Origin of the sequence: Neptunomonas antarctica, assembly GCF_001305295.1 — a bacterium.
Lineage (GTDB): Bacteria > Pseudomonadota > Gammaproteobacteria > Pseudomonadales > Balneatricaceae > Neptunomonas > Neptunomonas antarctica.
The window spans coordinates 131,762-147,224 of record NZ_LJSI01000027.1; the positions used below are offsets into that span (position 1 = coordinate 131,762).

The 15,463-nt window shown below is 46.4% G+C and carries 13 protein-coding genes; 12 read left to right on the forward strand and 1 reads right to left on the reverse strand.

What is annotated here, in order from left to right; translation table 11 throughout:
• The first annotated feature begins 7 nt into the window (after positions 1-7).
• From prmA to Nant_RS06405, 7 genes are all read left to right on the forward strand, one after another.
• Positions 8-901: a 50S ribosomal protein L11 methyltransferase gene (gene prmA / locus Nant_RS06375; protein ID WP_054340803.1), complete on the forward strand. Its 894-nt coding sequence runs from the start codon at positions 8-10 to the stop codon at positions 899-901.
• Positions 871-1,737 carry a DUF3426 domain-containing protein gene (locus Nant_RS06380; protein ID WP_054340804.1) on the forward strand — a complete coding sequence of 289 codons (867 nt, stop codon included), beginning with the start codon at positions 871-873 and terminating at the stop codon, positions 1,735-1,737. The genes prmA and Nant_RS06380 overlap by 31 nt, the downstream gene beginning before the upstream one ends.
• A 155-nt stretch (positions 1,738-1,892) precedes the next feature.
• Positions 1,893-2,879, forward strand: a complete 987-nt coding sequence (gene dusB, locus Nant_RS06385; protein ID WP_054340805.1) for a tRNA dihydrouridine synthase DusB — start codon at positions 1,893-1,895, stop codon at positions 2,877-2,879.
• Positions 2,880-2,911: 32 nt separating this feature from the next.
• Positions 2,912-3,199 (forward strand): DNA-binding transcriptional regulator Fis, encoded by a 288-nt coding sequence (gene fis, locus Nant_RS06390; protein WP_054340856.1) that lies wholly within the window; start codon positions 2,912-2,914, stop codon positions 3,197-3,199.
• A gap of 34 nt (positions 3,200-3,233) precedes the next feature.
• Entirely contained in the window at positions 3,234-4,820 is a 1,587-nt protein-coding gene (gene purH, locus Nant_RS06395) for a bifunctional phosphoribosylaminoimidazolecarboxamide formyltransferase/IMP cyclohydrolase (protein ID WP_054340806.1), read from the forward strand.
• A 55-nt stretch (positions 4,821-4,875) separates the two neighbouring features.
• Positions 4,876-6,159 (forward strand): phosphoribosylamine--glycine ligase, encoded by a 1,284-nt coding sequence (purD, locus tag Nant_RS06400; RefSeq protein ID WP_054340807.1) that lies wholly within the window; start codon positions 4,876-4,878, stop codon positions 6,157-6,159.
• Between the two features lie 218 nt (positions 6,160-6,377).
• Positions 6,378-7,544: a L,D-transpeptidase Cds6 family protein gene (locus Nant_RS06405; RefSeq protein WP_054340808.1), complete on the forward strand. Its 1,167-nt coding sequence runs from the start codon at positions 6,378-6,380 to the stop codon at positions 7,542-7,544.
• Positions 7,545-7,566: 22 nt separating this feature from the next.
• Here Nant_RS06405 and Nant_RS06410 read toward each other — a convergent pair whose 3' ends face one another.
• Positions 7,567-8,697 (reverse strand): L,D-transpeptidase Cds6 family protein, encoded by a 1,131-nt coding sequence (locus Nant_RS06410; protein ID WP_054340809.1) that lies wholly within the window; start codon positions 8,695-8,697, stop codon positions 7,567-7,569.
• 340 nt (positions 8,698-9,037) lie between these two features.
• Between Nant_RS06410 and Nant_RS06415 the strand changes: the two genes are divergently transcribed.
• The 5 genes from Nant_RS06415 (at position 9,038) to Nant_RS06435 (ending at position 15,458) form a co-directional block, all read left to right on the forward strand.
• A complete protein-coding gene (locus Nant_RS06415; protein ID WP_054340810.1) occupies positions 9,038-10,096 on the forward strand; it encodes a Leu/Phe/Val dehydrogenase in 1,059 nt (352 codons plus the stop codon).
• A complete protein-coding gene (pdhA, locus tag Nant_RS06420) occupies positions 10,093-11,214 on the forward strand; it encodes a pyruvate dehydrogenase (acetyl-transferring) E1 component subunit alpha (protein ID WP_054340811.1) in 1,122 nt (373 codons plus the stop codon). The genes Nant_RS06415 and pdhA overlap by 4 nt, the downstream gene beginning before the upstream one ends.
• Before the next feature lie 68 nt (positions 11,215-11,282).
• Complete coding sequence (locus Nant_RS06425; protein ID WP_054340857.1) at positions 11,283-12,248, forward strand: alpha-ketoacid dehydrogenase subunit beta; 966 nt, start codon at positions 11,283-11,285, stop codon at positions 12,246-12,248.
• 1 nt (position 12,249) lies between these two features.
• Positions 12,250-13,362, forward strand: a complete 1,113-nt coding sequence (locus Nant_RS06430; protein WP_054340812.1) for a dihydrolipoamide acetyltransferase family protein — start codon at positions 12,250-12,252, stop codon at positions 13,360-13,362.
• 173 nt (positions 13,363-13,535) lie between these two features.
• Positions 13,536-15,458, forward strand: coding sequence for a PrkA family serine protein kinase (locus tag Nant_RS06435; RefSeq protein ID WP_054340813.1), 1,923 nt, complete (start codon positions 13,536-13,538; stop codon positions 15,456-15,458).
• Positions 15,459-15,463: the final 5 nt, after the last annotated feature.

Sequence of the window (15,463 nt, forward strand, 5' to 3'; positions counted from 1 at the left end):
AAAGACTATGCCCTGGTTACAACTCAAAATGGAAATCAAACCCGAATTATCTGATCAATTCGAAGATATTCTTCTGGCTGCAGGATGCGCCGCTGTCACCTATGAAGACACTGCGGACCAACCTATTTTTGAGCCGGACTTGGGCACCACGCCGCTATGGCAACATACTACTATCACCGGACTATTTGCTGCCGAGCATGACTTACAGCAAACAGAACAGTTTATCCGCCAAGCGCACCAACAAATTTTTGACAATACGCCTTTCCCACCTTACAAAGCAGAAATTCTGGAAGACAAAGACTGGGAGCGCGAATGGATGAAAAATTACCATCCTATGCAGTTTGGTAATCGTCTGTGGATCTGCCCAAGCTGGAGAGACGTGCCCGATCCTGATGCTGTCAATCTAATGCTTGACCCTGGTTTGGCATTCGGCACTGGCACACACCCTACTACCGCGCTTTGTTTAGAATGGCTGGATGGTCAGGATCTTAATAACAAAACCGTAACCGACTACGGCTGTGGTTCTGGAATTTTAGGCATTGCAGCACTATTACTGGGTGCGAGCCACGTCACTTCGGTAGATATTGATCCACAAGCACTGCAGGCAACACGCGACAATCTTCAACGTAACCAACTGGCTAACAGCCTGATGGATGTCTACTTCCCAGAAAAAGCTCCTGAAGCGGAAGTTGATGTATTAGTCGCCAATATTTTAGCAGGCCCTCTTATTGCGCTAGCCCCCACGCTCGCTAAACGTGTACGTTCAGGAGGCTTATTGGCTCTTTCGGGCTTATTACGCCAACAAGCTGAAGAGATACGAGCAACTTACAGCGAATGGTTTGATCTTGATCCGGTAACCGAACGGGAAGAATGGATAAGGGTTACTGGCAAGAAGCGGTGAATGAAAAACCAATAAACACCCGCTGCCCGGAATGCCATACATTATTTAATGTCACCACCGGGCAGCTTAAAGTAGCCGCCGGATTAGTCCGGTGTGGCACTTGTCTGCATGTTTTTAATGCGGCGGAATCCGTGACATCTTCCATCAAAAAAACAGACGAACAAAAAAGCACATTCGAAGAGTCTCCGCCACCCCCCGCCCGCATAGCTACGATGCCGCTTACACGCGAATCCGACAAGCCTCAGAAGCAGCTCCAAAAGAAGCCTCAGAAACAACAACCCACACTGGCCGATAAAACTCCATGGACAGTACCTGAAGAGCGTATCGCAAGGCGAAAACCGGCAAATACATCGGGTTCATCAGTCGCTCGCTATGCTAGCTATACAAGTACGATCCTACTTCTGGCATTACTCGCAGCGCAAACACTTTGGTTTCAGAGAACTCAATGGCTGCAAATAGATTTTTTCCGGCCTGTTTATCAAGTTCTGTATGCGCTCAATCATAAAGTTCTGCCTAGCAAAATAGCACCCGATTTGATTCACACTAAAAAGTTTTTCATTCAACCGCACGACGAACTTGCAGACGCTATCAGAATTTCAATTCTACTGGAAAACGAAGCAGACTTTGCCCAGCCATTTCCCGCATTACAACTAATTTTCAGTGATTTAAAAGGACGCATAACAGCACAACGTACATTACGTGCCGATGACTACATTAACAAAAGCCTATTTCACCAACAGCTTATGCCCAGCAAACAATCCATCCAGATACAATTGGATATGATGAACCCCGGTAACAGAGCCGTTAGCTACCAACTAAATCTACTACCTCGCTAAGACTATCCCCCAAAAAATCCAAAATGATCAAAAAATCATCAAAACGTCTTGGAGCCACAAGCGCTAAGGAGTATTATAACGTCCTTCCCTTGAATACCATTTCACTGTCCTTTTTGGAGAGTGGCTAACTATTTTTCTGACGATTAAGGACTATCATGTTCCAAATTGGTCCTTACATAATCGACAGCAAAGTAATACTTGCACCTATGGCGGGAGTAACCGATCAGCCCTTCAGGCAGTTATGTCGGCGTTTGGGCGCAGGCCTGGTAGTATCAGAAATGGTGACGTCGGACACTCGCTTATGGAACAGCCGGAAATCGTCTTTTCGCCTAAATCATAAGGGAGAGGAGGAACCTCGTTCTGTTCAGATTGCCGGCGGAGATCCACAAATGATGGCTGAAGCGGCCCGTATGAACGTCGTTAACGGCGCTCAGATCATCGATATCAATATGGGATGTCCGGCAAAAAAAGTCTGCAATAAAGCAGCAGGTTCTGCTTTATTAAAAGACGAGCCACTGGTACTGAGTATTCTGCAATCCGTGGTTGCTGCTGTAGACGTTCCGGTGACGCTGAAAATTCGTACCGGCTGGTCGATTGATCAGAAAAATGCCGAGACTATTGCTCGAATGGCCGAAGACTCGGGCATAAAGGCGTTGGCGATACATGGCAGAACCCGAACATGCGGATATAAAGGTGAAGCAGAATACGACACGATCGCCAAAGTAAGGAAACTTATTGAAATCCCTCTGTTTGCTAATGGAGATATTTCAACCCCGGAAAAAGCTAAAGAGGTCCTCGATTATACCGGCGCAGATGCCGTGATGATTGGTCGCACTGCTCAAGGCAACCCGTGGATTTTCAAGGAGATCGATCATTATCTACGCTATAACGAGCGATTAGAGAAGCCTGCAGAGAAAGAAGTACAACTAACACTTCTCTCGCATGTGGCCGCTTTACATCAATTTTATGGTGAATATCTGGGTGTCAGGATTGCGCGTAAACATGTTGGCTGGTACTTGCATCATCAGTCAAAAAGCGTATCTTTTCGCGCTCACTTCAATCAACTGGAATCAGCTGTCGAACAGGTAGCCGCTATCGAGCAGTATTTTCAACGATCTCGATTATCATTTGCTGCTGCCTGATTCAGGTCAATGGGTATATAAGTACTGTGGATATTAAAGAAAACGCAACAACAGCTTTTACCAGAACGCATACCACTCATGATGATATTAAACATCAGACATTGAGAGACAGCGTACAAACATCACTGGGTCATTATTTCAAACAGTTGGATGGACAACCCGTCACCGATGTTTATGAAATGGTATTGGCTGAAATCGAAGCTCCATTATTCGAAACAGTTATGGCATATACCAAAGACAATCAGACCAAAGCGTCAGAGTTATTGGGTCTTAACCGCGGCACACTACGCAAGAAGCTGAAACAATACGGCTTACTGTAATTATTTTCATTTCCAACGATAGTGACAAAAAACCATGGCTGAGCAAACCTACACCCCTATTCGTCGAGCACTGATTAGTGTTTCGGATAAAACAGGCATCGTTGAGTTCGCTCGCGCGCTACAAGCGCAGGGTACAGAAATCCTTTCAACGGGCGGCACGTACAAGCTACTTCGCGACAATCAGATTCCAGCGGTTGAAGTATCCGATTACACCGGTTTTCCGGAAATGATGGACGGACGTGTAAAAACGCTGCATCCAAAAGTTCACGGGGGTATTTTAGGCCGTCGTGGCAAAGATGATGCCATCATGAGCGAGCACGGTATCAACCCGATAGATATGGTTGTGGTGAATCTTTATCCATTCCAGCAGACTATCGCACGCCCAGATTGTGACTTATCGTTAGCTATCGAAAATATCGATATCGGTGGACCCACCATGGTTCGCTCCGCTGCAAAAAACCATAATGATGTTGCTATCGTTGTTAATGCCGCCAGCTATGACATCGTATTGAAAGAGCTGATTGAAAATCAGGGTCTATCTCAGCCAACACGGTTTGATCTGGCCGTTCAGGCATTTGAGCATACTGCCGCGTATGATGGCATGATCGCCAACTACCTGGGTGCCATTGTTGAAAGCAATGACATTGATGATGCTGCCGATTTCCCACGTACTTTTAACACGCAGTTTATTAAAGCTCAGGACATGCGCTATGGAGAAAATCCTCATCAGCGTGCTGCTTTTTATGTTGAAAGCAATGCCGTTGAAGCGTCTGTATCGACTGCACGTCAGCTACAAGGCAAGTCACTCTCTTTCAACAATGTGGCCGATACGGACGCCGCATTGGAATGTGTAAAACCTTTTCGCGAACCTGCCTGCGTCATCGTTAAACATGCGAACCCATGCGGTGTAGCGATTGGTAACGATCTGCTGTCTGCCTATAACCTGGCTTTTCAGACGGACCCGACATCATCCTTCGGCGGGATTATCGCTTTCAACCGTGAACTGGATGCTAAAACGGCTCAGGCTATCGTTGATCGTCAGTTTGTTGAAGTCATCATCGCACCTAAAGTTACGCAAGCAGCCTCGGATATCATTGCCAGCAAGCCTAATGTGCGTTTGCTTGAATGTGGCGAATGGAGCACGGAACGCGCTAAAGCTTTCGACTTCAAACGCGTCAATGGTGGATTGTTGGTACAGGATCGCGACCGCGGTATGGTTAACGCCTCCGAATTGAAAATCGTGACCAAGGTTACTCCTTCTGAACAAGAGATCCGTGATCTGCTTTTCTGCTGGGAAGTAGCAAAATTCGTTAAATCTAATGCGATTGTCTATGCGAAAAACGGACAGACTATCGGTATTGGCGCCGGCCAGATGAGCCGTGTTTACAGTGCAAAAATTGCCAGTATTAAAGCAGCTGACGAAGGCCTTGAAGTGAAAGGATCAGTGATGGCTTCTGACGCCTTTTTCCCATTCAGAGATGGCATCGACGCTGCTGCTGCTGCCGGGATTAAAGCGGTTATCCAGCCTGGCGGTTCAATGCGTGATCAGGAAGTCATTGATGCTGCGAATGAACACGGCATGGCCATGGTCTTCACCGGCATGCGTCATTTCCGTCATTAATCATTAAGTGCGGTGCAGCCTTAGGGCTGCACATGTAAAGAAGAGTAGATTCAAGATGAAAGTGTTGATTATTGGTTCTGGTGGTCGTGAGCATGCATTAGCCTGGTCTGCCGCCAAAGATAGCCGTATTACTGAAATTTTTATTGCACCCGGTAATGCCGCCACCGCGCTGGAAGATAAAATGAGCAATGTGGCGATCGATGTTATGGATATCGACGGCCTGATTGATTTTGCTAAAAACAACGCGATTGATCTAACTATTGTCGGTCCTGAAGCGCCACTGGTTGCCGGCGTTGTTGATCGCTTCCGCGATGCAGGGCTGCCAATTTTCGGCCCTACTGCGGGTGCCGCTCAACTCGAAGGTTCCAAAGCCTTTACTAAAGACTTTCTGGCCCGACATCAAATACCGACTGGCTGGTATCAGAATTTCACTGAAATTGAAGCTGCTCTCGCTTACGTTCGCGAAAAAGGTGCGCCTATTGTTATCAAAGCTGACGGACTAGCCGCCGGCAAAGGCGTCATTGTCGCGATGACACTTGAAGAAGCAGAAACTGCGATCAAAGATATGTTAGCTGATAACGTCTTTGGTGATGCGGGCAGCCGGGTTGTCATTGAAGAGTTTCTGGATGGTGAAGAAGCCTCTTTCATTGTGATGGTCGATGGCGACAATGTGCTTAGCATGGCCACCAGCCAGGACCATAAACGTGTCGGCAACGGCGATACCGGACCTAACACGGGTGGCATGGGCGCATACTCGCCAGCCCCCGTTGTTACACCTGCGATTCATCAGCGTATTATGGACGAAGTTATCATGCCGACAGTCAACGGTATGAAAGCGGAAGGCAATGAATACACCGGTTTTCTTTATGCGGGCCTGATGATCATGGCCGATAGCACACCTAAAGTAATCGAATACAATTGCCGTTTCGGAGACCCTGAAACTCAACCGATTTTGCTGCGTCTGAAAACCAGTATTGTTGAACTATGCCAGGCGGCTCTTGCTAAGAAACTCGACTCTACCACGGCTGAATGGGATTCTCGCTCTGCTGTTGGTGTTGTTATGGCGGCAGGCGGTTACCCTGGCGACTACAACAAAGGTGATGTGATTACCCTTCCGGAATCTACTCCAGAAGGCACTAAAATCTTTCATGCAGGCACACAAGAGGATAATGGCAAAGTAGTGACGGCTGGCGGACGTGTTTTGTGCATCACTGCACTAGGCAATACCGTTACCGAAGCTCAGCAACGCGCGTATCAACTTCTTGAAACCGTCAGCTGGAAAGACGCCTATTTCAGAACAGATATTGCTTATCGGGCTATTGCCAGAGAGCAAACCTGATTCGCATGCTATTAAGCCACCTTCGGGTGGCTTTTTTATGCGTTACCTGAGCCTATTGACAACAATTTACAGTACAACGCTCTAACCTTTTGACGCTACACATTGCCGTAATAATCAGACTATAATTATTTTAAGAATAAGATTTAAAGAGATAATTCAATTCTAACGCTATGGTAAGTAAGGTTAGCGATCACCTCAGCGGAATATGATAGTAATTTATGGATTTAAAACGCACTTTTATTGCCCTTTTTTTTGCTGCAACTATCACCACCGGTTGTAGTATAAACAGTCCTGAATCAAGTAATGCTGAGTTCTGCAGCAATGGTGGACTCTCGACTGAATACACCTGTGTTCAGGAGAAGCAGTCCCCTGATCGTAAAATAATTGATGCTAAGGCATTATCGTCCACTGATGAAGTATGGATGCAGGGTAAGCTAGCAGAAATAAAAACCTGGCTTCAACAAGAACAGATGGCGCCTGATGAACGTACCAGCATACCCGCTCGCCCCTCTGTCGCAGCATCACAGGGCATTGCGGTAAGAAACCCTTCTTCCACAGACCCCGAACTGATGCGTATCGAAGCGATGTCCGAACAGGGTAAGCATCGCGCGGCCATGTCTGCGGTTAATAGCTTTCAATCTACTCATCCGGACAGCCTTGAAGGCATACTTACAAAAAGCTTAGTTCTGAATACCATGGGGCAATTTGATGAAGCTGAAGCGCTACTCAAAAATGCGATTGTCCGCCACCCATCATCGCCTGAAGTGTATAACAACCTTGCCGTTCTTTATGCTGAACAGGGTAATTATGGTCTTGCAATTGAAACACTATTAAAAGCCTTTAGTACCCATCCGACTTATGCGCAGGTCCATCAGAATTTACGTGAGTTATATGCAACCGTAGCAGCTCAAGCTTATAGCCGCACACTCAATTTGAACGAAAAGAAAAGCGATAATCAGCTAGTAATGCTTCGTCGCACAGCAAATAATAACGCTCCGCAATTGAATTATCAGGCAGCATCACTGGCCACAACAGAGGCCAGCCAACTGATCAATGAAGCCGTTAACCACGTTAATAACTGGGCCTCAAATTGGTCTGCACAAAATGTGGAAGGCTATCTGAATGCTTACATTTCCGGATACCAGCCTTTGAATAGCCAGTCAAACAAAGCGTGGCAAGCACAACGTCACCAAGATTTAACTAAACCGTCGTTTATCAAAGTAAAACTGACGAACATCAAAACCAGTAATATCAATACCGAAACAGCGCAAGTGAGATTTGATCAGGCACTTCAATCAAACATCCTTAACAGTGTTTCAAAAAAGCAGCTGATTTTACAGCGTGTTAATAATGAATGGCGTATTAAAGAAGAGCACTCTCTTTGATAACGGGTCATTATCGATTGAGTCACTGAACGGATAATGGACGAACGGTCTCATTGATCTCGTCCATTATCTTCCACACACCACCCACATTACTAAGTATTAATTCTTTCAGCGTATCATCCTGATAACCAGGTGAACGATACAACTGCCAGAACTTAGCATGCCAGTAACCGTTCTTGTCACTTTGTACTGATACAGGTCCGATTTCAATACGAATCCATTCGGGTACAGGTAAACGTGCCCTCCGCCATAAACGCCACTCATCTGGCGACATATGTTTGTAAGCAGAGTAATTACGATCATAAAAACTCAGATAGACATCAACGTCCTGTGCTTGCCTGGCCTCTGACCATTGTTTGATCAACGCCATTATTAACGTTTTTTCACTGATATCTGAACCAACTTTTACGCCATCCTGTAAGCCAGTCGATTTTTGTTGAAGCCCACTTTGGATATCAGCCAGGTCACTTTGCGGCCATACTTCATTCTGAGACACCATCGCACTGCCATTCTCTTTTGATGTTAAGTCTACAGTGGGCGTGAATATGGGTTCTGAGGTTGCTGACATATAACCAGCAGTACCTGCAAATACAGTCGGCAATATTAATACAGAGTAAAAACAAAATCGGCGTAAGTCGAACGGCTTAGTAACTTGGTCAGCTCCCCCAACACGTTCATGAATGGCATCAGAAAGAGGTTTTAGTGATTTGTCTTTTAGTTTATTGTCTGAAATCTTCAGTAAAATCCGAATCGCATACTGCCCGTCTTTAGATACAGGGCGGTAACGTACTAAATCCACCAGCAATTCATTTGAGAGTGAATTGCCATCAACTACAATCCACAACACACCATCAGATTCAGCCCATCGCCGTAGTCTGTGCTGCAGAAAAGCCTGCTCAGTGGCTGGTAATAAGAGAGCATCGGCAAGCAGTTCGGCATAAGAGCTGAATGTTTCGGCTGAACCCCAGTACACCAGACATCCATTGACCTCTGTTTCAAACTGCTTTTGAATAGCAGCCGTTCTATTACCCTCCAGCTGAGCAATACCGAAACAGGGCAACGCCTGTATTAGCCAGCGGGCAGCAATTTCTTCACGCGTTGCGGCAGCGGCGAGAAGACGGGAACGCTGTTTAAAAACTAATCCGGAAGTCATTCATATTTCTTATATTGGAACTCATTTTCAAAGTTCATTTTTAAAACTTATATTTTAAATAGACCAAGCATTGAAAGTAAGGCGCTTATTTAAAATAATTCCATATGCTTCAATGCACAATAAAACGATAACAATGATCTGATTATAGCCGAGTGATGACACATGAGCGTTCATCTTATGGTCTTTTTTGCAGTGCAAAAGAAAAATGAGGTGCAGCACTTAAATTTAAAAAACTGGCGGAATGTTTGAGTGATGTGTGCTATCCAGAATATAACGATTGTTAAAAGTAAGCCTGTTACACATTCTGATTTGTACAGTTAGCAGGAACGGAGGATCCGTTATGTTTACCCAGATGGAATACAACGGCGTTTCAGATCTATCTCTTCACCAGGACCCCATCACTGGCCTGCACGCCATTATCGCCATTCACTCAACAGCACTTGGCCCTGCTATTGGTGGTTGCCGTTTTATTGAGTATCCAACCACTAATGATGCTATTCAGGACGCTCTCAGACTGGCAAAAGGGATGAGCTACAAAGCAGCACTCGCCGGCCTGCCTCATGGTGGTGGAAAGTCCGTTATTATAAAACCGAATAAACCTTTTGACCGAACAGCACTCATGCGCTCATTCGGCTGCTTTGTTGAGCAGTTAAATGGTCGTTATATTACCGCCATGGATAGCGGTACTCTGACAACAGATATGGATGTTATTGCAGAGTCATCCCGCTGGGTATCATGCACATCGGCCGATGGTGATCCCTCAGCTTTCACCTCACTGGGTGTAATTGAAGGCATAAAAGCAGCCGTCAGGCATCTGTTTGGCAAAGATAATCTTGAAGGAATTCGCGTTTCCATTCAGGGGTTAGGCCATGTGGGCATGGCTGTCGCGTCACACCTTTCAATGGAAGGAGCACATCTTACCGTTACAGACATTAACACCCAACGAATGAGAATAGCTATTGAGGAGTTCAATGCCAAAGCAGTCTCCACAGAGGATATTTACGCGGCTGATGTCGATATTTTTTGCCCCTGCGGCTTGGGTGCTATTCTTAACCACAAAACTATTCCACTGATCAAAGCACAGATTATTGCGGGTTCAGCAAACAACCAACTGCTTGAGCCACAAGATGGTTATGCGCTGGCCCAAAAAGGCATTCTCTATCTGCCTGATTACGTCATCAATAGCGGTGGGCTGATTTTTGTCGCATTAGCGCACGCCAACGAAGATCAGCAGACTATTTATCATCAGGTTTTAAACATTGGCCATACTCTCACTAGACTTTTCACTGAATCACAGGCGAGCGGTATTCCTCCTTTTATATTAGCCAATCAACAAGCTGAAGCCATTCTTGCCAATGCTGCATCACTATCAAAAACGCATCAGAGGTCCATCGTATGAATATTATCTATGAAGGCCAGATACCCTTTTATCAGTTTCTTAATGAACACAGTCAGGTAATACAGCCACTACCTGAATGGGCTCTGACGAAGGAGACTCTGATCAACTACTATCAGCAAATGGTTATAGCCCGTCAGTTCGACACTAAAGCCATCGCTTTACAGCGTACCGGTCAATTAGGGACCTATGCATCTTCTGCCGGGTGCGAGGCGATTGATGTCGTCACCGCATCGCTTATGTCGGAAGCCGATGTATTGGTTCCCTATTACCGCAATCATGCGATGCAGATGATCAGAGGAATGGAGTTATCTGATATTTTACTTTACTGGGGCGGTGATGAAAGAGGTAACAGTTCTCCTGCACAGAGAGAGGATTTCCCTAACTGCGTACCCATCGCTACTCAATGCCTACACGCGTGTGGTGTCGCTTCCGCAATAAAAATCCGCGCCCAGCAGCGTGCAACGGTTTGTATGCTGGGCGACGGCGCCACCTCAAAAGGAGATTTTCTTGAAGCGCTCAATGTTGCCGGAGTCTGGCAATTGCCCGTTGTCTTTATCATCAATAATAATCAATGGGCTATCTCCGTCCCACGATCATTACAAAGCATTGCCCTGACACTGGCTCAGAAAGCACTGGGGGCCGGCATTCGTGGCGAACAGGTTGATGGGAATGATGTTATTGCCTTGCATCAGAGCGTTGCGTCAGCGCTGCAACGCGCCCGCGAAGGCAAGGGTCCGACACTGATTGAAGCTGTGAGTTATCGCCTGTCTGATCACACAACGGCCGATGATGCGACGCGTTATCGCCATCCGGATGCATTAAAAACGGCATGGGAAAAAGAACCGATTAAACGTCTGCGTAATTATCTGCATGCTCAGGGATGGTGGCAGGAGCACAATGAAACTGAGTGGCAACATCAAACCGCAACACTTATACAAGCGTCAGTTGAACAGTACCTCGACACACCGCCTCAACCCGTCAGCGCCATGTTTGACTACCTATTTGCGGATCTTCCTGAGCATCTTGTTAAGCAACGTGATATAGCCGTCTCACGCGACTCAGGTGAAAGCTCATGTAACAGTAACAGCTCAGGTAACGACAGGGAGGCCGCATCATGAGTAATCAAGCCACTATTAACTCAGGGATCAGCTCCGGCGATAACTCAGGAGACAGCCCCGCTATCAGCATGGTAGAAGCGATCAATCTGGCGCTTCACCGAGCGATGCTAGACGATGATGACGTGATCTTGCTCGGTGAAGATGTCGCGACCAACGGGGGTGTTTTTCGTGCAACTGTGGGCCTCAAAGAAAAATTTGGTGTGAAGCGCGTTATCGATACACCCTTGGCTGAAAATATGATCGCCGGCTTAGCCGTCGGCATGGCCGCACAGGGGTTAAAACCTATCGCTGAAATCCAGTTTATGGGATTTATCTTTCCGTCCATGGAGCACATTGTTTGTCATGCGGCACGCTTGCGTAACCGAACCCGTGGGCGCTTAAGCTGCCCGTTAGTTATTCGTGCGCCATACGGCGGTGGTATCCATGCGCCAGAGCATCACTCAGAAAGTACGGAGGCACTGTTCGCCCACATACCCGGACTTCGTGTCGTTATCCCCTCATCTCCACAACGTGCTTATGGCTTGCTGCTTGCTGCTATCCGGAACCCTGATCCTGTGATATTTCTGGAACCGAAACGAATCTATCGTAGTCAAAATCAACGGGTTGAAGACAATGCTCAGGCTTTGCCGCTGGACACTTGCTTCACTCTGCGCGAGGGCAACGACATTAGCCTGATCAGCTGGGGTGCAATGATAAAAGAAACACTCGAGGCCGCCGATCAACTCGCAGAAGAAGGCATCCATTGTGAAGTCATTGATGTAGCCACGATCAGCCCACTGGACCGGGAAACGATTCTGGCGTCTGTCGGCAAAACGGGACACTGCGTCATTATTCATGAGGCACCCTTGAACGGATCTGTGGGATCAGAAATTGCCAGTTTACTGGCAAGCGAAGCTCTACTCGATTTACGCGCACCGGTGGCACGTGTGGGGGGTTACGATACTGTCATGCCCTATTTTCGCTTAGAAGATCAATACATGCCTCAAACGGATCATATTATCGACGCGGTTAAACGTACTCTGGAGTTCGAATGATATGAAATATTTCAAATTACCCGACCTCGGCGAAGGCCTTCCTGAAGCGGATATTCTGGAGTGGCATATAAAAGAAGGCGACCTTGTTAAAGAGGATCAATTACTGGTTTCAGTTGAAACAGCAAAAGCAGTCATTGAGGTACCCTCCCCCCAAACAGGTGTGATTGCACATCTGTTTGGAGCAGAAGGCGACACGGTACATACCGGCGAGCCACTGGTCGAATTTATAACAGATGATGAGGACGATAGCGGAACAGTTGTCGGAACGCTGGCACGAGCCGATAACACCAGCCAGGAAGACAACTTTATTATTGGCGCATCACCCAGTTCCCTCGCCCATAGACAACAACGCGCCACGCCCGCGGTAAGAGCACTGGCAAAGCGTCTTGATATCGATATTGATACCATCAAAGCAACAGGACATCAGGGAGGCGTTAGCGTCAGCGATATCGAACAAGCGGCCCGGCTCAATCAACAATTTGGTGCACCAGAGCGGCTCAAAGGCGTGCGTAAACATATGGCAAAGAATATGAGCCAGGCACATGCCGACGTCGCTGCCGTGTCAATATTTGACGACGCTAATATCAGCCACTGGGTCGCAAAAACCGATATCACGATGCAACTGATTCTTGCCATTGCCGCCGCGTGTAAGCAAGAACCCATTATGAATAGCTGGTTCGATGGCCAACAACTGACAATCCGCCAACACCAACATATTGATCTGGGAGTCGCGGTCGATACCGATAAAGGCTTGTTTGTTCCTGTCTTAAGAGATATTGCCGGGCGTTCTGAATCGGCGCTGCGCGAAGGGCTCAATAAACTACGCACCGATGTGGCCGCCCGGACTATTCCGGCAAAAGAACTGCAAGGTGCCACCATCACACTAACTAACTTCGGAACCATGGCAGGGCGATATGCAACTCCGATTGTCGTACCACCACAGATTGGCATCATTGGTGCTGGCGTTATACGTGATGAAGCAGTGGTGCAAACAGGAACGATCGTTATAGGAAGAATACTTCCCATTTCTCTGACCTTTGATCACAGAGTGGCTACCGGAGGTGAAGCGGCGCGCTTTCTTAAAGTTGTTATCGCCACACTGGAAGATAACTAACATTAAATGAAACCAAGCACTGACGAAAAAGGTCTAAAAATTAGCAAATACAAATGTAAAGATTAGGCTACACTGAATTTATAGGCACTGAACTTCATTGACAGCGTCATTGAACATCACAGTCCCGATATAGTGCCTTAATCAGCTCGCCAGCACACAAAGGGGTGAATGCGATGGGTATCTTTGAAAAATACAAAACGCGTTATACATCAACAATGCAGGAAGAGATGACTCTGAACGAGTATCTTGAACTCTGCAAAACGGATTCGATGGCTTATGCTAGCGCAGCAGAACGCATGCTGAAAGCCGTAGGTGAACCCGAACTCATTGATACATCTAGAGATCCTTCTCTGAGCCGTATCTTCTCTAATAAAGTCATCAAACGCTATCCGGCGTTCCACGAGTTTTATGGGACTGAAGATGCGATAGAAAATGTGGTGTCTTATTTCCGCCATGCCGCTCAGGGGCTGGAGGAACGCAAACAGATCCTGTATTTGCTAGGCCCGGTAGGTGGTGGTAAATCATCGTTAGCCGAACGACTGAAACATTTAATGGAAAAAATCCCCTTCTATGCCATTAAAGGTTCGCCCGTATATGAGTCACCTTTAGGCTTATTCAATCCTGCAGAAGACGCCGAGATCCTTGAGCAAGAATACAATATTCCGCGACGCTACGTAAAAGGCATTATGTCTCCCTGGGCCGTTAAACGCTTACATGAGTTTGGTGGCGATATATCCCAATTTAAAGTAGTGAAGCTTTACCCTTCAATCTTGAATCAGATTGCTATTGCTAAAACTGAACCCGGCGATGAAAACAATCAGGACATCTCCTGTCTTGTCGGTAAGGTGGATATCCGAAAACTCGAAGAGTTCCCGCAACATGACCCCGATGCCTACAGCTTCTCAGGTGCTTTATGTCATGCGAACCAGGGAGTTATGGAGTTTGTTGAGATGTTTAAAGCGCCGATTAAGGTACTCCATCCACTCTTAACCGCGACCCAGGAAGGTAACTACAACAGTACCGAAGGTATGGGAGCGATCCCTTATGACGGTATTATACTGGCCCACTCTAACGAGTCTGAGTGGCAGACATTCAAGAATAACAAAACCAACGAAGCCTTCATTGACCGTGTCTATATTGTAAAAGTGCCTTATTGCACACGTATCTCTGAAGAGATAAAAATTTACGAAAAGCTTCTGGAAAACAGTTCGTTAAACAAAGCTCCCTGTGCACCCGACACCTTAAACATGCTGGCCCAATTTTCGATTCTTTCAAGATTGAAAGATCCGGAAAACTCAAACCTCTATTCAAAAATGCGCGTCTATAACGGTGAAAACCTGAAAGACACCGACCCTAAAGCAAAATCGATGCAGGAGTATAAAGATCAGGCGGGTGTGGACGAAGGCATGAAAGGGCTTTCTACCCGTTTTGCATTCAAAATTCTTTCCAAAGTATTCAATTTTGACTCTTCCGAAATTGCGGCCAACCCTGTGCATCTGATGTATGTATTGGAACGAGAAATTGAGCAGCAACAATTCGCTCCCGAGGTGCAGGATAAATATATCGGCTTTATCAAAGAATATATTGCGCCTAAATATATAGAATTACTCGGCAAAGAAATTCAGACCGCCTATCTGGAATCTTACTCAGAGTATGGTCAGAATATCTTTGACCGTTATGTTACCTACGCCGATTTCTGGATTCAGGATCAGGAATACCGGGATCCTGAAACAGGTGATGTTCTGAATCGTCAGGCTATTAGTGAGGAGCTGGAAAAAATTGAAAAACCAGCGGGCATCAGTAATCCGAAAGATTTCCGTCATGAGATTGTCAATTTTGTATTACGCGCCCGTGCGAGTAACGATGGCAACAATCCATCCTGGGGGAGTTACGAGAAGATGCGATCTGTTATAGAGAAAAAAATGTTCTCGAACACAGAAGACCTTCTACCCGTCATTTCTTTCAATGCTAAAGCCTCATCTGATGATCAGAACAAACATGGTGAGTTCGTCAAACGAATGACCGAACGTGGCTATACAGAAAAACAGGTTCGCCTGTTATCTGAGTGGTATATACGTGTTAGAAAATCTCAGTAAGCAGA

Coding starts and splice junctions, on each gene's coding strand:
- Nant_RS06435 (WP_054340813.1), top strand. CDS start 13,536: ATGGGTATCTTTGAAAAATACAAAACGCGTTATACATCAACAATGCAG.
- Nant_RS06415 (WP_054340810.1), top strand. CDS start 9,038: ATGTTTACCCAGATGGAATACAACGGCGTTTCAGATCTATCTCTTCAC.
- dusB (WP_054340805.1), top strand. CDS start 1,893: ATGTTCCAAATTGGTCCTTACATAATCGACAGCAAAGTAATACTTGCA.
- purD (WP_054340807.1), top strand. CDS start 4,876: ATGAAAGTGTTGATTATTGGTTCTGGTGGTCGTGAGCATGCATTAGCC.
- Nant_RS06425 (WP_054340857.1), top strand. CDS start 11,283: ATGGTAGAAGCGATCAATCTGGCGCTTCACCGAGCGATGCTAGACGAT.
- prmA (WP_054340803.1), top strand. CDS start 8: ATGCCCTGGTTACAACTCAAAATGGAAATCAAACCCGAATTATCTGAT.
- Nant_RS06410 (WP_054340809.1), bottom strand. CDS start 8,697: ATGACTTCCGGATTAGTTTTTAAACAGCGTTCCCGTCTTCTCGCCGCT.
- Nant_RS06405 (WP_054340808.1), top strand. CDS start 6,378: ATGGATTTAAAACGCACTTTTATTGCCCTTTTTTTTGCTGCAACTATC.
- Nant_RS06430 (WP_054340812.1), top strand. CDS start 12,250: ATGAAATATTTCAAATTACCCGACCTCGGCGAAGGCCTTCCTGAAGCG.
- pdhA (WP_054340811.1), top strand. CDS start 10,093: ATGAATATTATCTATGAAGGCCAGATACCCTTTTATCAGTTTCTTAAT.
- Nant_RS06380 (WP_054340804.1), top strand. CDS start 871: ATGGATAAGGGTTACTGGCAAGAAGCGGTGAATGAAAAACCAATAAAC.
- purH (WP_054340806.1), top strand. CDS start 3,234: ATGGCTGAGCAAACCTACACCCCTATTCGTCGAGCACTGATTAGTGTT.